Origin of the sequence: Brenneria tiliae (assembly GCF_023347575.1) — a bacterium.
Taxonomy (GTDB): domain Bacteria; phylum Pseudomonadota; class Gammaproteobacteria; order Enterobacterales; family Enterobacteriaceae; genus Brenneria; species Brenneria corticis.
Window position 1 is genome coordinate 304294 of record NZ_JAKPCB010000102.1, and the last position, 16816, is coordinate 321109.

The 16816-nt window shown below is 61.1% G+C and carries 17 protein-coding genes, 1 pseudogene and 1 riboswitch; of the genes and pseudogenes, 3 read left to right on the forward strand and 15 right to left on the reverse strand.

The genetic code is table 11. The features are described 5' to 3' along the window. Window positions 1-318: 318 nt before the first annotated feature. The gene (gene fbaB, locus MFP24_RS20035) at window positions 319-1368 is read left to right on the forward strand and encodes a class I fructose-bisphosphate aldolase (RefSeq protein WP_249232035.1); all 1050 of its coding nucleotides are present in this window, start codon (window positions 319-321) and stop codon (window positions 1366-1368) included. Window positions 1369-1451: 83 nt separating this feature from the next. On the opposite strand, the gene thiD is transcribed toward fbaB, so the two are convergent. The 8 genes from thiD to MFP24_RS20075 all read right to left on the reverse strand — a co-directional run bounded on the left by thiD (window position 1452) and on the right by MFP24_RS20075 (window position 10084). Continuing rightward, entirely contained in the window at window positions 1452-2255 is an 804-nt protein-coding gene (thiD, locus tag MFP24_RS20040; protein ID WP_249232036.1) for a bifunctional hydroxymethylpyrimidine kinase/phosphomethylpyrimidine kinase, read from the reverse strand. Continuing rightward, complete coding sequence (thiM, locus tag MFP24_RS20045) at window positions 2252-3046, reverse strand: hydroxyethylthiazole kinase (protein WP_249232177.1); 795 nt, start codon at window positions 3044-3046, stop codon at window positions 2252-2254. Before thiM ends, thiD begins: the two co-directional genes overlap by 4 nt. A 40-nt stretch (window positions 3047-3086) precedes the next feature. Continuing rightward, window positions 3087-3189: riboswitch (TPP riboswitch) on the reverse strand. Window positions 3190-3276: 87 nt separating this feature from the next. Beyond that, window positions 3277-4464: an amidase gene (locus MFP24_RS20050; protein ID WP_249232037.1), complete on the reverse strand. Its 1188-nt coding sequence runs from the start codon at window positions 4462-4464 to the stop codon at window positions 3277-3279. Further along, on the reverse strand, window positions 4454-5479 hold the full coding sequence (locus MFP24_RS20055) for an ABC transporter ATP-binding protein (RefSeq protein WP_249232038.1): 1026 nt from the start codon (window positions 5477-5479) through the stop codon (window positions 4454-4456). Before MFP24_RS20055 ends, MFP24_RS20050 begins: the two co-directional genes overlap by 11 nt. Then, the gene (locus MFP24_RS20060) at window positions 5480-6517 is read right to left on the reverse strand and encodes an ABC transporter ATP-binding protein (protein ID WP_249232039.1); all 1038 of its coding nucleotides are present in this window, start codon (window positions 6515-6517) and stop codon (window positions 5480-5482) included. A 2-nt stretch (window positions 6518-6519) separates the two neighbouring features. Next, window positions 6520-7410, reverse strand: a complete 891-nt coding sequence (locus MFP24_RS20065) for an ABC transporter permease (RefSeq protein WP_249232040.1) — start codon at window positions 7408-7410, stop codon at window positions 6520-6522. Window positions 7411-7412: 2 nt separating this feature from the next. Then, entirely contained in the window at window positions 7413-8366 is a 954-nt protein-coding gene (locus MFP24_RS20070; protein WP_249232041.1) for an ABC transporter permease, read from the reverse strand. 47 nt (window positions 8367-8413) lie between these two features. Next, a complete protein-coding gene (locus tag MFP24_RS20075) occupies window positions 8414-10084 on the reverse strand; it encodes an ABC transporter substrate-binding protein (RefSeq protein ID WP_407062030.1) in 1671 nt (556 codons plus the stop codon). 333 nt (window positions 10085-10417) lie between these two features. On the opposite strand from MFP24_RS20075, the gene MFP24_RS20080 reads away from it, so the two are divergent. After that, complete coding sequence (locus MFP24_RS20080) at window positions 10418-11443, forward strand: LacI family DNA-binding transcriptional regulator (protein ID WP_249232042.1); 1026 nt, start codon at window positions 10418-10420, stop codon at window positions 11441-11443. An 11-nt stretch (window positions 11444-11454) separates the two neighbouring features. Here MFP24_RS20080 and MFP24_RS20085 read toward each other — a convergent pair whose 3' ends face one another. From MFP24_RS20085 to MFP24_RS20110, 6 genes are all read right to left on the reverse strand, one after another. After that, the gene (locus tag MFP24_RS20085) at window positions 11455-13560 is read right to left on the reverse strand and encodes a heavy metal translocating P-type ATPase (RefSeq protein WP_249232043.1); all 2106 of its coding nucleotides are present in this window, start codon (window positions 13558-13560) and stop codon (window positions 11455-11457) included. After that, entirely contained in the window at window positions 13557-13892 is a 336-nt protein-coding gene (locus MFP24_RS20090) for a DivIVA domain-containing protein (protein ID WP_249232044.1), read from the reverse strand. Before MFP24_RS20090 ends, MFP24_RS20085 begins: the two co-directional genes overlap by 4 nt. Further along, window positions 13879-14193, reverse strand: coding sequence for a magnetosome protein MamC family protein (locus tag MFP24_RS20095; protein ID WP_249232045.1), 315 nt, complete (start codon window positions 14191-14193; stop codon window positions 13879-13881). Before MFP24_RS20095 ends, MFP24_RS20090 begins: the two co-directional genes overlap by 14 nt. Next, window positions 14177-14827 carry a hypothetical protein gene (locus MFP24_RS20100; protein ID WP_249232046.1) on the reverse strand — a complete coding sequence of 217 codons (651 nt, stop codon included), beginning with the start codon at window positions 14825-14827 and terminating at the stop codon, window positions 14177-14179. Before MFP24_RS20100 ends, MFP24_RS20095 begins: the two co-directional genes overlap by 17 nt. 17 nt (window positions 14828-14844) lie before the next feature. Continuing rightward, window positions 14845-15171 carry a hypothetical protein gene (locus MFP24_RS20105; protein WP_249232047.1) on the reverse strand — a complete coding sequence of 109 codons (327 nt, stop codon included), beginning with the start codon at window positions 15169-15171 and terminating at the stop codon, window positions 14845-14847. 254 nt (window positions 15172-15425) lie between these two features. Then, complete coding sequence (locus MFP24_RS20110; RefSeq protein WP_249232048.1) at window positions 15426-16223, reverse strand: alpha/beta fold hydrolase; 798 nt, start codon at window positions 16221-16223, stop codon at window positions 15426-15428. 86 nt (window positions 16224-16309) lie between these two features. On the opposite strand from MFP24_RS20110, the gene MFP24_RS20115 reads away from it, so the two are divergent. After that, complete coding sequence (locus tag MFP24_RS20115) at window positions 16310-16687, forward strand: MerR family transcriptional regulator (RefSeq protein ID WP_249232049.1); 378 nt, start codon at window positions 16310-16312, stop codon at window positions 16685-16687. A 29-nt stretch (window positions 16688-16716) separates the two neighbouring features. On the opposite strand, the pseudogene MFP24_RS20120 reads toward MFP24_RS20115, so the two are convergent. Continuing rightward, window positions 16717-16811: pseudogene (locus tag MFP24_RS20120) on the reverse strand (LysR family transcriptional regulator); the annotation flags it as partial. Between the last annotated feature and the right edge of the window lie 5 nt (window positions 16812-16816).

Here is a 16816-nt window from a genome sequence, read left to right on the forward strand (position 1 = left end):
AGGTTGCGGCCCCTCGCCGGGCAAAGCGTCGCCCCTCTGCGCCGCGTGTTGGCGCATACCTCTGAAGGCGTTCACAAAACGGCCTGTCGCCGCGGCTAATTTGCCGCGCAAAATGGCATTTATCGGCAATTGCATCTATTGTTTCGATCGTCAGGATGTTATTCATCCTGTCTTAACGACCTCAATCATCGCTTTTTCATTACGCCGTAACCATTGATCCTGGAGCAGACGCAGGGTCCGTATAATGGCTACACACTCAGAATAACAAGCGAAATCACCTGAGACGGCGATAAGGAAAAGCCAAACCAGGAGTTAATCATGACCGATATTGCACAGTTATTAGGTAAGGAAGCGGAAGATCTGTTGCAACACCGCTGTACCACCATCCCCGTTGAAAACCTCTACCTGCCGGGCGCCGACTTCGTCGATCGGGTGATGATCGATAACAATCGCCCCAACGCCGTGCTGCGCTCGATGCAAACGCTGTTCAACCACGGCCGACTGGCCGGCACCGGCTATCTGTCGATTTTACCGGTCGATCAGGGGGTCGAGCACTCCGCCGGCGCGTCCTTCGCCGCCAACCCGATCTATTTCGACCCCAAAAATATCGTCGAACTGGCGATCGAAGCGGGCTGCAACGCCGTGGCGTCCACCTATGGCGTGCTGGCCTCGGTTTCGCGCCGCTACGCGCACAAGATCCCGTTTCTGGTCAAGCTCAACCACAACGAAACCCTGAGTTATCCCACCCAGTACGACCAGACGCTGTACGCCAGCGTTGAGCAGGCGTTCAATCTGGGCGCGGTCGCCGTGGGCGCCACCATCTATTTCGGCTCTGAACAGTCGCGCCGCCAGATCGAAGAAATATCCGCCGCGTTCGAACGCGCCCACGAACTGGGCCTGGTCACCGTGCTGTGGGCCTATCTGCGCAACTCCGCTTTCAAAAAAGATGGCGTAGACTACCACGCCAGCGCCGATCTCACCGGCCAGGCCAACCATCTTGCCGCCACCATCGGCGCCGATATCGTGAAGCAGAAAATGGCGGAAAACAACGGCGGCTATCGCGCCATCAAATTCGGCTATACCGACGACCGCGTCTACGACAAACTGACCAGCGATCACCCGATCGACCTGGTGCGCTATCAACTGGCCAACTGCTACCTGGGCCGAGCCGGGCTTATCAACTCCGGCGGCGCCGCCGGCGATAACGATCTGCAGGAATCCGTGCGTACCGCGGTAATCAATAAACGCGCCGGCGGCATGGGCCTGATCCTCGGGCGCAAGGCGTTTAAAAAATCGCTGCGGGAAGGGGTGGCGCTGATCAACGCCGTGCAGGATACCTATCTCGATAAGAGCATCACCATCGCCTAGTCCGTCGGAGATTGTCCGGCCGGCGGATTATGGCGCCGGCCGGACAATCACTTAGCGCCGCGCGCCTTTAGCCTTGCCCGCCATCACCACCAGGCATGGAAATGGTGCACCGGGCCTATCCCCTGCCCCACTTCCAGCGTATCGGCCTGTTCAAGCGCTTTTTGCAGATAATTTTTCGCCGCCGCGACCGTCTCCGGCCAGTCGGCATGGCGCGGCCGCAGCGCCGCCAGCGCGGCGGACAGGGTGCATCCGGTGCCGTGGGTATGACGGGTTCTGACACGGAGAGAGGTAAAACGTCGCGGCACCGCGTTGCGGCTAAACAGCCAGTCCGGGCTCTCCTCCTCGCTCAGATGACCGCCTTTCATCAGCACCGCCCGACACCCCATATCCAGCAGCGCCTGCCCCTGCCGGCGCATTTCCCGCTCGTCCACGGCCGGCGCGCAATCAAGCAGGGCGGCCGCTTCCGGCAGGTTAGGCGTGATAATGGACACCTGCGGCAGCAATAAACGCCGGATCGACGCCACCGCGTCGGGAGAGAGCAGCGGATCGCCGCTTTTTGCCAGCATCACCGTGTCGAGCACCACATAGGGCACCGCGTAATGACGCAGACGCTCAGCCACCGCGTCAACGATATCGGTCTGCGCCAGCATGCCGATCTTGGCGCCGTCGATGCGCACATCGCTCAGCACGGAGTCAAGCTGGGCCGCGACAAATTCAGGCTCAATGCGGTAGACCGACTGAACGCCGCGCGTATTCTGCGCCACCAGCGCGGTAATCACCGTGGCGCCGTAAGCCCCCAGAGCCGAGAACGTTTTCAGGTCGGCCTGAATGCCCGCCCCGCCGCTGGGGTCTGTGCCGGCAATGGTTAACGCATTGATTCGTTTCATGCCAAATCCTCCCCGCGCAGACGATAGAGAGCGTCAAGAAAGGCCGGAATAAAACTGCCCGGCCCCTGGGCGCGGCGCGCGGCCTGTTGCCCGGCCAGCGACATCACGTAACAGGCCGCCGCAACGTGGGATAAGCGGTCGCCCTTCAGCGCGCAGAAAGCGGCGACCACCGCGGACAATGCGCAGCCGGTTCCCACCACGCGGGTCATGATTTTATCCCCGCCGCTAATCGCCCAGTCAAATGAACCGTCCGTTACGTAGTCCACTTCGCCGGTCACCGCGACGACGGTGGAGAACCTGCGGGCCAGCTCGCGGGCGGCGGACAGCGCGCTATGGGAATCGTCGGCGCTGTCCACGCCGCGGCTGCGCGCGCCCAGTCCGGCCAGCGCCATGATTTCGGAAGCGTTGCCGCGAATGGCCGCCGGTTTTAATTGCAGCAGTTCATGGGCGAATTCGCTACGGTAAGTCAGCCCGCCGACCGCCACCGGATCGAGCACCCACGGCGTGGCGGACTGATTGGCGCCGTGGACCGCCGCCAGCATGGCGTCGGCGCGATGGCGCTCCAGCGTGCCGACGTTGATCAGCAGCGCATCGGCCAATGCGCTGAACTGCGCGGCTTCGGCGGGGTCCACCACCATCGCCGGCGACGCGTTCAGCGCCAGCAGCACGTTGGCGGTGAAAGATTGCACCACATCGTTGGTGAGACAGTGCACTAAAGGAGACAAGGCGTGAAATTGCGTTAGCGAGGCCGCCGCCTGGGCAGCCGGTAAATCGACGGGTCGAGCGTTCATCATTCCCCCAACCGGCGTTCAAGAAGGCGGTAACCGGTTGGTCGGCATACCGTGACTTCCCTACGCTGGCATAATCCAGATCAGGTAATGCGGGTATTTCTCAGCCCTGTGGTTGATAAACCAGGGCACCCCGAGTCATGTAATTCATCGCCTATGGCTAGGCCTGTACAGTATCGCCAACAAACGCCGCGACAACAATGCCAATTTGCCGCGCGGCGGCAAGTTTGTGCTTAATTCGCGGCAAGATGGCGGCGGGCAACGCGCGCCGCGGCGCGCACCAGGCTCAGATCGCTGCCGCGCGGTCCGATAAGCGAAATCCCCAGCGGCGCCCCCTCTTTGTACGTCAGCGGCAGGTTCAGCTGCGGGATGCCGCACAGCACGGCAATGGACAACAAATGGTGCGACAGCTGCCGGGTCTGTTCAATATCCTCGTCCCGCGCGTCCAGCAGCGGCGCAATATCCGGCACCGTGGGCAATACCAGAATGCGATTGCCCAACAGCGCCTGCCAGTCCTGGCGAAAGCGCTCGCGTACGCGACAGGCGTTCTGATACTGCTCGTCCGTCACGCCGGCGCCCCAGGCAAAACGTCCGGCCACATCCGGTCCCAGCGCAAAACCGTAGCGGGTGATTTTTTCCCCCTGCGCCAGCCAGGCCTCGCGCCCCTGGATAAAACGGAAAGCCCAGTAGGCCTCTTCCAGCGCCGGAAGCTCGCCGGACAGCGGCGACAGTTCGCCGGCAACGTCCTTGATGCTTTCCAGCGCGGGCCGCAACGCCTGTTGCGATGCCGCGGGAAGCAGGTCAAACAGCCGATGGCTGATGACCCATTGCGCTTGTTGCGCCAGCGGGGCGTCGTCCTCACCCAGCAAACACTCCCCCACCCGCTCGAATAAGTCGGCGTCGCGGGTGAAGTAGCCCGCCGTGTCCATACTGGGGGCCAACGGCTGGCAATCATCCAGGGAAATCCGTCCGTGACTGGGGCGCAGGCCGAACAGACCGCAGTAACTCGCCGGCGTGCGGATCGAACCGCCGGTATCCGTTCCCAGGGCGAAATCGCACAAACCGTTGGACACCGCCGCCGCCGATCCCGATGACGACCCGCCGGGAATGCGTTCCGGCGCCGCGCCGTTGCGCGGCGTGCCATAGTGCGCATTCTTGCCGCTCATGGAAAACGCCATCTCGTTGGTATGGGTTTTCCCGACGAATTCCGCCCCCGCCTCCAGCAGCCGCCGCACCGTCGGCGCCGTGCGCTGCTTTATGCCCGACATGGCGAGCACGTGGGGACTGCCGCCGCCGGTCGGATACCCCGCGACGTCGAATAGATCCTTAACCGCGAAGGTAAAACCGGATAACGGTCCCTGAGGCGCATGCTCAACGGCGGCCGGCGGATAGGGCATAAAAGCGAAAGCATTATCTTGCATGATCGTTCCTTAAATTCACGACGGCGGATGGCTCTTCCACGCCGTCGTTCCAGTGATGACAACTGATTTGATGCCCGGCACTCACCTGCCGGGACGCCGGTATCTGGCTGCGGCACAGCTCGCTGGCGCGCGGACAGCGGGGAGAAAACGCGCATCCCGCGGGCAGGCGGGTCAGATCCGGCGGCGAACCGGGAATGCTGACCAGCCGTTCGCCTTTTTTCAGGCCCCCCTTGGGGCGGGTGCTCAGCAGCACCTGGGTATAGGGGTGAAGCGGATTATGCAGCAATTCATCCAGCGGCGCCTGTTCGACGATGCGCCCGCCGTACATTACGGCGACGCGGTCGGCCACTTCGACGGCCGCGCCGATATCATGGGTCACAAAGACGATGGAAAGCCCGAGCGCCTGCTGTAGCTCGCGCAGCAGAATCAAAATCTGAATCTGCACCGTGGCGTCCAGCGCCGTGGTCGGCTCATCGGCCAGCAAGAGCTGCGGCTGGCACGACAGCGCCAGGGCGATCATCGCGCGCTGGCGCATGCCGCCGGACATTTCGTGCGGATAGGCGTCAAGCCGCTGCTCAGGGCTGGGAATACGCACCCGCCGCAGCGCCTCCAACGCGGCGAGCCGCGCGTCGGCGTATGAAATCGGGCGGTGCTGGCGCAGCGCCTCGATAATCTGCTCGCCGACGGTATAGACCGGATCCATCGCCAGCAACGGCTCCTGAAAGATCATCGCCGCCACCGGGCCGCGCAGCGCGCGCAGTTGGCTTTTGCCCAGCGCCATCACATCCTGACCGGCGATATGAATACGCCCTTCGATAGTGGTGCTGCGCTCGGGATGGAGACGCATCAAGGCCCGCAGGGTCACGCTTTTCCCCGAACCCGACTCGCCGATCAGCGCCAGAACTTCGCCGCGCGCCACTTCCAGGCTCACGCCGTTGACGGCGGATACCGTCTGGCTGCCGCGGCGAAAACGCACCTTGAGATCCTGAACGTCAATCATCAGTTGTTCCGCCATTCAGGCCTCCTTGACAAAGATAGGGGCGGCGGGGCTCTGCGAGTGTCCGCCGCCGGGTTCGACCATCAGACAGGCGGCGGAATGCCGCGCCGAGGCGGAATACAGCCGCGGTTTGCGCTGTCCGCACACCGCCTCGGCGTGGGGGCAGCGGGTGTGAAAACGGCAGCCGGCCGGCGGATCGATCGGGCTGGGCGGATCGCCGCTCAGCGGGGAGCTCAACGTGCGCCGCGCGGGATCCATGGACGGCATGGAGCTGAGCAACGCGCGGGTATAGGGATGCAGCGCCCCGGAGAACAGCGCCTCCGCCGGCCCGATTTCCACCACCTCCCCCAGATACATCACCATGATGCGATCGGAAAGATAACGCACCACGTGCAAATCATGGCTGATAAACACATAGGTCAGATTCAGGCTCTCTTTCAGATCCAGCAATAGGTTGATCACCTGGGCCTCAACCGATTTATCCAGCGCGGATACCGCCTCATCCAGGATCACCAGGCGCGGATCCACCGCCAGGGCGCGGGCGATATTCACCCGTTGGCGCTGCCCGCCGGAGAGTTCGTGCGCGTAGCGTCCGGCAAAACGCGCCGGCTCCAGCCCGACGCGGGCCATCAGGTCGCGCGCCCGCTCCTCGGCTTCCCGCTTGCCGGCGCCGTGCACCAGCGGACCGAACGCCACCGACTGTTCCATGGTCAGGCGCGGATTGAGCGAGGAGTAGCTATCCTGAAACACCATTTGCACCTGACGGCGGTAACGGCGCAGCGGCAGCGGCTGGCTGCCGACGGACAGTCCGTCGAAAATAAGCTCGCCGCTATCCTGTTCAATCAGCTGCATCAGCACGCGCGCGGTGGTCGATTTGCCGCACCCCGACTCCCCCACCACCCCGAGGGTTTCGCCTTTCAGCACCGCGAAATCGATGCCGTCCACCGCGCGCACCAGCGCGCGCTTCCCCAATTGCCCTTTAACGGGAAAATGCTTGACCAGTTTCTGCCCCATAAGCAGCGGCTGCGCCGGCCCGCCGATATCGTGGTTATCCATCGTCAACTCCGTATCGCCATGGCCACCCGCAGACGGTCGGCCAGAATATTAAAAGAGATCGAGGTGATGAAAATCATCGCCCCAGGCAGCGCGGACACCCACGGCTGGGTATAAATCGCGGTACGCAGCGTATTAAGCATCAACCCCCACTCCGGCTCCGGCGGCGTTACCCCGAGGCCGAGAAAAGAGAGCCCCGACGCCAGAATCATCGATACCGAAATCAGCCCGGTGGTAAATACGAAGATCGGCCCCAGCACGTTGCCCAGCACCTGAGTGCGGATAATGGTCAACGCCGACGCCCCGGACGCGCGGGCCGCCTCGATATAGTCGCGGTTACGCACCTGGGTCGTGACGCTCTCGGCGATACGCGCCACCTGCGGCACAAAAACCAGCGTCAGGGAGATCAAGGCGTTGACCACCCCGGCGCCCATCGCGCCGGAGAGGGCGATGGCCAGCAACACGGAAGGAAAGGCATAAAAAATATCGACGGTGCGCATGATCACCGTATTCAGCCATCCCCCGGCGTAACCGGCGATAATGCCGATGGTCGATCCGATAAAAAACGCGATCACCACCGGGGTAATCCCCATAAACAGCGACAGCCGCGCGCCCAGCAGCAAACGCGAAAGCATATCGCGCCCCAGCTCGTCGGAGCCCAGCGGGAAACCGGGCGTGCCGATGGGTTTCAGACGTTTAAACATCGAGGTGGCATAGGGATCGCCCTGGACGATCCAGGGTCCCAGCAGCGCCAGAATCAGCAGTAATGCAATCACCGCGCCGACGATCAGCGCCGAAGGATCGCGCATTACTCGTCCCAGCACCACCCGCCAGTATCCCGGCGACTTTTCCGTCGGCACCGGCAGCGGCACCGAACGAGCCAGATTCAGATTCATGGTCAGGTCCTCTTGATGCGCGGATCAAACAGCGTTTGCAGTATATCGACCAGCAAATTGAGCAGCACAAAGAACAGCGCCAGCACCCAGATGGTGCCCTGCAGCAAGGGCAAATCGCGCTGAAAAATCGCCGAATTGAGCAGCAGGCCGGTGCCCGGCCAGGCAAAGACGGTTTCAACCAGGATCGAGCCGCCCATCAGATAGCCAATCTGCAGCCCCATCACCGCCAGCGCCGTAGGGGCGGCGTTTTTCGCCACGTGGGTAAACAGCGCGAACTCGCCGATCCCCTTGGCGCACAGCCCGACGATAAACTCCTGCGCCAGGGTTTCCGCCACCTGAACGCGCACGGTGCGCGCGATAATCCCGGTGGGAATAACCGAAAGGGTAATGGCGGGCAGCAACATAAATTTCAGATGATCCCAATCCCAGGCCCAGTCCATCGCCCCCATCGGGCCGCCGCCCGTTGCCGGCAGCCAGTTAAGCTGGGAGGAAAAAATAATCACCAGCAGCATGCCCAGCCAGTAATGCGGCACGCTGACCCCAAAGATGGAAAAGGCGGAGGCAAGGCGGTCGATCCAGCTATCCTGGAAATATCCCGCCACAAAGCCGCACAGGCTGCCCAGGACAAACCCGATAAACGAGGCGAGCAGCGCCAGACGCAGCGAATAGCTCACCGCGTTCATCACCTCGCTGCTTACCGGACGGCCGCTGGCGATGGAGGTGCCAAGATCGCCCTGCACCGCGTGCCACAGCCACAGCCCGAACTGCACCGGCAACGGCTTATCGAAGCCATAGTCGCGGATCAGTTGCTGGCGCAGCGCTTCGGACGCATCCGGCGGCATCACCGAAACCAGGGGGTCGCCCGGCGTCATATGCACCAGCATAAAACAGACCAGCGCCACGCCGAGCAGAATAGGCGTCGCCAACAGCAGGCGACGAATAATATAAGTAAGCATGAAAACCCTCGCAGCTCAGAGAGAAAAATGGCCGTCTACGCCGCCGATCAGTTCTTCTTCGCCACCGAGGTAAGGTCGATCATCCAGCTCTGAGCCTGCACCACGCCGCTGACCGCTGGCGATATCGCCCGGGGCGCCATATCGTGGGCGACGTACAAAAAGGGCGTTTCATCCACCATTTCCTGATGCAGTTCGGCGGTGGCGGCGTCCAGCGCTTTCGGCTCAAAGGTGTTGCGCGCTTTCTCGATCAGCGCCTCGATTTTCGGGGTGGTGAAATAGCCCCAGTTGGTCGAGACCGGCGGGAAGGTTTTTTCGCTGGCGAAACGCATCATACCGAAGAAGGGGTCCATCACCGCGGCGCTGACGTTAATCGCATCAGCCCCCTGCGCGGCCGGATCTTTGGCCCCCAGACGCCAGCTGCTGAACAGGGTATTCCACTCCGTCACCACGATATTGACGTCGAAATAGCAGTTCTTAAGGCTCTGCTGAATATATTCATTCATTGGCAGCGGCTGCATTTGACCGGAGCCCGAGGCGGAAGTGAGCACCTTCACTTTCACCGGCTTACCGGCGCTGAAGCCGGCGTCGCTCATCAGCTTGCGGGCGGCGTCCTCGTCATAGCGGATTTTGAAGCTGGGGTTGCCGTACCAGGGCGAACCTTGCTCATAGGTGCCGGTGGCCTCCTGCATATAGCCGCCAAGGTAGGACTTGAGTTCGCTGCGGTTCAGGCACAGGTTCGCCGCCTGCCGCACGCGCTTGTCCAGCCAGGGGGAGCCCGGCGCAAAAGAGAACTGCCACGGCCAGATATGCGGCTGCGAATTGGCGTAAATTTTAAAACCCCGGCTCTCAATCTGCGCCATCGCGTCCGGCGCGGGAGCCTCGATCCAGTCAACCTGCCCGGACAGCAACGCGGCCGTGCGCGCATTGGCCTCCGGCAGCGGGATCAGCAGGACCTGATCCACTTTCGGGATGCGTTTGGCATCCCAGTAGGCGGAGTTTTTATCCAGCGTAAGCTGTTGCCTGGGCACCAGCTTATTCATTTTGAACGGGCCGGTGCCGACGGCGTGAAAGGCGAAGGCCGCCCAGGCCTGTTTGGCCCGTTCGGCGGCATCGGTCACTGACGCCGGCACCGCGTCGAAATCTTTTTGCCAGGCGGCGGGGGAAACGATAAACAGATTGGTAAGGTTGAACGGCAGAATGGAGTCCGGCTCGCTGGTGGTCAGCTCCACGGTCAGATCGTCAATCTTGCGCGCGGATCGCAGCGTCGGCATGCGGGACGCCGTATTACCGATCTGCGCCGGGGCGTATTGCGGCGCCTCCTTATTCAGCACCTTGTCGACGTTCCACACCACCGCATCGGCATTAAACGCGGTGCCATCGTGAAATTTAACCTCCGGCCGCAGTTTGAAAATCCATTTGGTATGGTCCTGGGGATCCACGTGCCACTCCATCGCCAACCCCGGAACCAGCTCGCTGGGTTTTTCGCCTTGCGACAAATCCCACAGCACCAGTGCGTCATACAGCGTAATCCCGGTAAAACGGTTGCCTTCGTAGCCTTGATCCGGCTGCCCCAGCGTCAGAGGAATATCGGCGGCGGTCATGGCGATACTCAGCGTGCTGGCGGAAGCGGAGAACGGAGCCCAGGCGCACGCCGCCAGCGCGGCGGCGGCGGTCAAACGGGCAAAACGAGGAGAATGGCGGTTTGTGTTATATGACATATCGGCGGTTCCCTATCGGTGGCAAAGTCGTTTGCAGTGACAGAGGCAATGAATGTACCAACTTTTATAGGGATGTTCTCTTTGGCCGGGGAAATGGATAATTTTATTTTTTTATCAAGACGTTACTTTTGCATAAAAACCAATTAAAATTTTACCCAAACGTTTGGGTAGAAGGTAAAAACCGCATGTGCGATAAAATGGGGCAGGGTTCACCAAACTGGAGCACTCGCGATGCGAAGCAATGACGGTGGCCTTTTGCGATAATTTTTGTGCCGAAAATATCACCGTCCCCTTACCATTAAGCCGTGCGATTATTTTTAACAAGGCCGTCCCATGAGCAAACGCCCCGCCACATTGCGCAGTATCGCCGAACAGCTGAATGTTCATGTTTCCACCGTTTCACGCGTGCTGAATGGCGATATGGCGAGCATTGCCAGCGCGGCATCCAAGGAAACCATCGAACGTATTCGTGAATTGGCCGCCACGCTTGGCTATCAGCCCAACCCGCACGCCATCAGCCTGAAAACCCGGCATAGCCACGAGATCGCCGTACTGGTGCCGCAGCTGTCCGATATCGTGCTGGCGAATATTTATGAGGGCATCGACGCCGCCGCCTGCGAGCACGGCTACACCGCCTTTGTCGCCAATACGCTCGATCGTCCGCAACGCCAGCGCCAGCTGGCGGAAAAGGCGCTGGCAAGGAACGTCGAAGGTTTGATCATCAGCGATGCGCACTGCACGCCGGACACGGATTTTATCCTGGAACTGGAGCAACGGCGCATCCCGCTGGTGCTGGTCAGCCGCCGCAAAGAGGGGTTATGCTCCGTCACCTCGGACGACGGCGCGGGCGGGCGAATGGCCGCGCAGCATTTATTCGAGCAGGGACACACGCGGGTCGGCATTATCGCCGGGCAGGCCCACAGCAGCAACGCCCTTGAACGCGTAACCCATTTTCTGAACTATTATCGTGAACAAGGCATCAGCATTCCCGCCCACAATATCATCCACGGCCCCTTCGACGCGGCGACGGGTTTTGCCATCGGGGCGACCTTGCTCAATCGACCCGATCGTCCGAGCGCCATTTTCGCGGTTAATGACTTTCTGGCGATCGGCCTGTTCGGCGCCATGCGCAGCCGCGGGCTGATCCCGGGGCGGGATATCGCCGTTATCGGCTATAACGATACCCCCCTGGCAGCGCATTTACAGACGCCGCTGACCAGTATCAGCACCTGCATGTACCAGCAGGGGTATCTGGCGGTTGAAACCCTGCTTAAGCGCATCGCGGGCGAGCCCGTCGTGTCTTACCGCTTTCCCGCGGTAATGACCGTTCGGGCGAGCAGCCAGTGCCGGCCGAACTAGCGACGCCGGCATTAATCGGCCACGTTTGTCGCGCTGTGCCGGCGGTTTTTAGCCGCCAATGAACGCAGCAGCACCCCCAGCGTGGTGCCGTTGTGCAATAAGGCGCTGGCCGTCGGTTTCAGCCAGCCCACGGCCGCCGCCAGCATAATGGCGCTGTTCACCCACTCCGTCAGCTGAATATTGCTGTTAACCAGGCGCATCGCCTCCTGCGCCATTTCACAGGCGGTCACCGCGCCTTGCAGATTATCCCGCAGCAATACCGCGTCGGCGGCCTGCTGCGCCAACTCGGTGCTGCGGCTCATCGCCATGCCGACGTCCGCCTGGGTCAGCACCGGCGCATCATTGATGCCGTCGCCGATAAATAACACCCGGCGGCCTTGCCGTTGCAGATCGCGCACCACGTCCACTTTGCTTTCCGGCGTCGCCTCGGCAAAGAAAGCATCGATGGATAACGCCTGCGCCATCTGCCGCGCCTTCTCGGTTTTATCGCCGGTCAGCAGGACGACGTTTTTCACTCCCAGATCGCGCAACCGCCGGATCACGTCAACCGCCTCTTCCCGCACGTTGTCCTGCAGGCCGATCATGCCGACCAGACGTTCATCCAGGCCGATAAACAGCAGATGACGCCCCAGCGACTCCAGCCGGTCGATTTCATCTTCAAACTCTGAAAAATCAATCTGATAATGACAGCTGAGAAAATGACGGCTGCCCACCACCATCCGGTGATCGTTCATCTCGGACAGTAAACCGTGGGCAATCACATACTCCACTTCGCCATGGTTGATATGCGGCAGCTCAAGGTGCGCCGCCGCGGCGACCACCGCTTTCGCCAACGGATGATTGCTGTGTTCCTCAACGGAAGCGGCTATCGCCAGCAAACGCTCGGCCCAGGCTTTTTGCGGGTCGAAGCTGACCACATCGGTTACCAGCATATCGCCGTGGGTCAGGGTGCCGGTTTTATCAAACACCACCGTATCGACCGCGGCCAGTTGCTCAATCGCCCGTCCGCCTTTCAGCAGCAGCCCCTGACGCGCCGCCCGGCTCATGATCGATTTAAACGCAATCGGCGTGCTCAGCTTCAGGGCGCAGGAGTAATCCACCAGAAAAACCGCGGCCAAACGCTGCCAGTCACGCGTCAGGGCGAACACCGCCGCGCCGGCGCCCAGGGTGATCGCCACGCGCCGGTCGGCCATCTGCTGGGTCACCTGCTGCGTTTCGCTGCGCTGGCTCAGGGAATCGCTGATAAAACGCCGGATACTGGCGGTGGACGACTCATCGCCCACCCGCTCGGCGCGGACCGTAATATTGCCATCCTGCACCTGCGTGCCGGCATACAGCCAGGCGCCCCGCTCCCGGCGCACCGGCACGCCTTCACCGGTCATCGAGGACTGATTAATCAGCCCCACGCCGCGCAGCACCGTGCCGTCGGCGGGGATATTGTCTCCCGGCCCCAGCAGCATCAGATCGCCGTTAACCAGCTCGCCGCTCTGAATTTCCTCGCGCTTACCTTGCCGCTCAACCCAGACGGGGTGCTCTCTGGGCTGCATCAGGTCCGCCAGCAGCGCATCGGAATGGCGGCTGGTTTCCTGCTCAAGATACTCGCCCAGCGTCAACAGCGACTGGGTGATCATCGCCGTGCGGTGATCGCCCCGCGCCATCGACAGCCCCAGCGCCAGCGCATCCAGCACCGCCACTTTCAGTTGGCCATGGGCGAGGCTGTCGGCGCCCTCTGCCAGCGTCGGCGCGGTCAGCAGCAGGGCCGGCAGCGCCGCCCAGTTTCCAGGCAGCAGTTGGGCCAGCGCCACGCCGCCGAGATTAAGCAGGTTATCGCTGCCGCAATATTCGGCCTCATAGTCTCCGTGGGAACACGCCGTCCAGTCCAGCTCCTGCGCCTTCTGCAACAGGATTTCACCGTTGGTCCGCCCGCTTTCGTAGGTAATCACCGCTGAACAGGCCTCGGGACGCAGACGCACGCCGTTAACGCCGCTGAACGAGAGGAGCTGGCGTTTCAGCCACGCCAGCCCCTGGGGACGGCGCCGCATCTGTGGAATGCGCAGGCGTATCCGCCCCGGCAGTTGATGAACCGGCGTGATGGTTTCAGGCAAATGGCGGATCACTCGGCATCCTGCTCCCGATTACGGTAGTAATCCAGCTCGGCCTGCAAATCGGCCAACCGCTCCTTCAGCTCTTCCACTTCGCCGCGCACCGTCCCCCATGCCTTACTGGCCGTGGTGGAGATGCCTTGCTGCACCTCGCGATTACTCAGCAGATAGGCGATGGCGGCGCCGGCCACCACGCCGGAAATCAGGTGCGCCCGACCGTTGGCCTGGCGATAAGGGGCCGGCGGCAACGGCTGTGCCGGGGGATATGGCGTCTGCGACAACGGTTGTACCGGAGGATACGGCGTGTAATACGGGTAGTACGCATAAGGATAATCAGGCTGTTTCATTATCTACGTCCTTTTTAGCGATCGCATCCAGCAGATAGATACCGGCGGCGCCGGCGCTCAGCAAGGTCAGCAGGGTCAGCGCGGGCCGGCCGGCGGTGGCATTCGCGACCGCCATCACCGCGCCGCCGACCATGCCCCCTTTGGCGGCGTCATACATAACGGCGGCGGCGGTCTGATGCAGAGTTTTTTCGCCCTGCTGATAGCAACGCCATTGCTCCACGCAGGAAGCCGCGGTGCCTACCAGCGCGCCGGCGATAACCGCCCGGCTAACCGGACTCAGACTGTCACGATTGTTGCTCATTCTGCGGCTCCTCGCTTGCCGGCTGTTCCTGCTGGCGATGGCGCTCTACCGATTCATTAAAGCCCTCTTTCCCCGCTTTCAGCGTATCGCGGAAAATGGTGGAGCTGGTGGCGGCGGTCTCTTTCAGGCTTTCCGCGCCGCTTTTCACTCCGTCCTTGACCTTGGCGCCCCCCGTTTTAAGTAAATCGCCGGTGCTGGCGACGGTCTGCAACAGCAGATTGCGCACGCCTTCATTGGTTAACAGCAGCGTGACGGCCGCGCCGATCATGGCGCCTTTCCAGAACTCTTTATCGTCCATACCAATCGTCCCGATAATGTTTTTCAGTACTCCCGCCTGTTCGCCCATCATATTTTCCACCACGCTCTGCGCCTGGGCGTTCCAGTCAACGGCGGGCTGAGCGTGATGATGATGGTGAGGAGGCGGCGTCTGTGGCGGTACGCCCGCCTGCGGCGGCGCCGGATATCCCATGGGCGGAAATCCCGGCATCATTTGCGGATACCACATCGGCGGATGCTGCCAGTACGCGGGCGACGGCTGAGGCGGCGTGCCCGGCGCCGGCGGATAATAAGGGTAGCCAAACGGCGGGTAATAGGCGCCCCCCTGATTCACTGGATTGCTATTATCATTGCTCATATTCGATTCCTTAATAATTAGGATAACGGCGAGAGCGACTGAATCAACTGCTCCAGCGCTTGCCGGGCCGCGGTATCATCCGCGCCGAAAAGCTGCGTCAACACCGCCGGATTGATTCGCCCGGCGTCATACTCCAGCAGCACGCTCCCGGTGCGGCTATTGAGGGCGTAACTGCGCAGCGCATTTTCCGGGCGGCATAACGCCTCAAGTTTTTCCAGCTTGCCCTTGCCGAGACTGGGGATCAGCCGGTTGGCGAAGCGTAAACGGATACGTCCCGGTATATGATGTTCGATAGTCACAAAACGGCGTAGCATCATCATTCCGCTTAAATCTTCTGACTCCATACGGCTTCCCACCTCTGCGATCGTGGCGGACAAACGCCAGACCCTGCCAATAACCTTACAAACATTGTTATTATCGGCCGGTGCGGCTGTGATTCTTTGCGGTTTATCAAGTGGTTCTGGTTTATGTTAGTTGGAGGGGTAAAAACTTCCGGGAGAAAACATGCCTGGAGCGAGGCCGGCAGCAAGCCAATGGGCAGGTATTCCGTAGTCTGGGCGACAAAGGCCCCCAGCATCAATACCAGGAGCCTATGCATTTACCGTTCTCCGGTGCGCAGGAAATCTGTCACCAGTTGAGCGAATTCATCAGGACACTCCAGCGGGGCCAAGTGTCCGCTGTTCAGTTCCGCATAGCGCGCACCCGAGATCGCCGCCGCCAGTGCGCGTGCATGAGCCGGCGGCACCATATGGTCATGGGTGCAACCAATTACCAGTGCGGGTTTGGTGATGCGTTTGATCTGCTCGCTTACATCCAAGGAGAGATCAAGTTCTACTTGGCGCCCCATGCCTTCCCATTGGTTGCCAATGACGATCGCCTCGATGTTTTCCTCGATTTGTTGAGGGCTGAGACTGGCAAGGAAATTGGGGCTGAAGCCGGTCAATAATACGAGACGGGCCAATGCTCGACGATCGCTGTGGATCAAATCTCGCCAAAGTCCAAACTCCAGTTGCATACGCCCGTCCTCACCGGAAGCGAATCCAGCCAACAAGACGACGGCGCGCACATCTTCTGGATATTCTGCCGCGATATACGCCGCCAGACTTGCCCCTAGCGAAAAACCGACAAGATCGAACGGTGTTGCATTCGCGTCCCGAGCAGCCGCGATGACTTGTGCGGCCAATTCCCGAATGAGCAGAGGCTTACCATCATCCTCCGTTTTCCCCGACCCGGCGTAATCGGGTCGTACCACCTTCCAGTATGGTGTGAAGCGTTCGACCAGATGCCCCCAGTTGCTATCCCCGTCACCACCCGTGCCGTGAACCAGCACCAGTCCAGGGCCATCTCCATCGACCCGATAGAAGACTTTCGCGCTATCTACTTCAACCATCGCCATGATTTCCAACCTCGCTTTTATCAAAGAAGGCTTTAGGCTAAACTTTGACAGTGCTGTCAAGGTCAAGAGGAAATGCGAGGCTTATCATGCGGATTGGAGAATTGGCGCGCCGCACCGGCGTCAGCGAGCGGATGCTGCGCTACTACGAGCAGGAAGGTCTGCTGCAACCAGCGCGCACGGACGCGGGCTACCGTGACTATGGCAATGCAGAAGTGCAGGTCGCCCAACGCATACGCATACTGAGCGCGGCAGGATTGAAGATCGAGACGATCCGTATCCTGTTGCCTTGCATTCTGGACAACCAACCTCGCTTTGAACCGTGCAAGGAAGTGCGGGCCGCATTGCGGCAGGAAGTCGAGAAGCTGGACGAAAAGCTGCGCGACCTTGGCGAGAGCAGGCAAATAGTCGCGAGCTTCCTGAATGGCGTCGAGACCGACAACGGTTGCCAGGGTACAAAGCGCTAGCGCGTCTTTTGCGCCCCGCAGGTGCGAAACAGCGGCGATTGCTTGATGTGCAGCTTCTCCGCTGCGCAGGCGAAGTGCAGTTCTTCGGCGACCGCGGGAAAAAACGCAAATGCCGAAGCGCCATCGTTC

Coding starts and splice junctions, on each gene's coding strand:
- thiM (WP_249232177.1), bottom strand. CDS start 3,046: ATGAACGCTCGACCCGTCGATTTACCGGCTGCCCAGGCGGCGGCCTCG.
- MFP24_RS20105 (WP_249232047.1), bottom strand. CDS start 15,171: ATGGAGTCAGAAGATTTAAGCGGAATGATGATGCTACGCCGTTTTGTG.
- MFP24_RS20115 (WP_249232049.1), top strand. CDS start 16,310: ATGCGGATTGGAGAATTGGCGCGCCGCACCGGCGTCAGCGAGCGGATG.
- fbaB (WP_249232035.1), top strand. CDS start 319: ATGACCGATATTGCACAGTTATTAGGTAAGGAAGCGGAAGATCTGTTG.
- MFP24_RS20070 (WP_249232041.1), bottom strand. CDS start 8,366: ATGCTTACTTATATTATTCGTCGCCTGCTGTTGGCGACGCCTATTCTG.
- MFP24_RS20050 (WP_249232037.1), bottom strand. CDS start 4,464: ATGCAAGATAATGCTTTCGCTTTTATGCCCTATCCGCCGGCCGCCGTT.
- MFP24_RS20095 (WP_249232045.1), bottom strand. CDS start 14,193: ATGAGCAACAATCGTGACAGTCTGAGTCCGGTTAGCCGGGCGGTTATC.
- MFP24_RS20080 (WP_249232042.1), top strand. CDS start 10,418: ATGAGCAAACGCCCCGCCACATTGCGCAGTATCGCCGAACAGCTGAAT.
- MFP24_RS20110 (WP_249232048.1), bottom strand. CDS start 16,223: ATGGCGATGGTTGAAGTAGATAGCGCGAAAGTCTTCTATCGGGTCGAT.
- MFP24_RS20100 (WP_249232046.1), bottom strand. CDS start 14,827: ATGAGCAATGATAATAGCAATCCAGTGAATCAGGGGGGCGCCTATTAC.
- thiD (WP_249232036.1), bottom strand. CDS start 2,255: ATGAAACGAATCAATGCGTTAACCATTGCCGGCACAGACCCCAGCGGC.
- MFP24_RS20075 (WP_407062030.1), bottom strand. CDS start 10,084: ATGTCATATAACACAAACCGCCATTCTCCTCGTTTTGCCCGTTTGACC.
- MFP24_RS20065 (WP_249232040.1), bottom strand. CDS start 7,410: ATGAATCTGAATCTGGCTCGTTCGGTGCCGCTGCCGGTGCCGACGGAA.
- MFP24_RS20060 (WP_249232039.1), bottom strand. CDS start 6,517: ATGGATAACCACGATATCGGCGGGCCGGCGCAGCCGCTGCTTATGGGG.
- MFP24_RS20055 (WP_249232038.1), bottom strand. CDS start 5,479: ATGGCGGAACAACTGATGATTGACGTTCAGGATCTCAAGGTGCGTTTT.
- MFP24_RS20090 (WP_249232044.1), bottom strand. CDS start 13,892: ATGAAACAGCCTGATTATCCTTATGCGTACTACCCGTATTACACGCCG.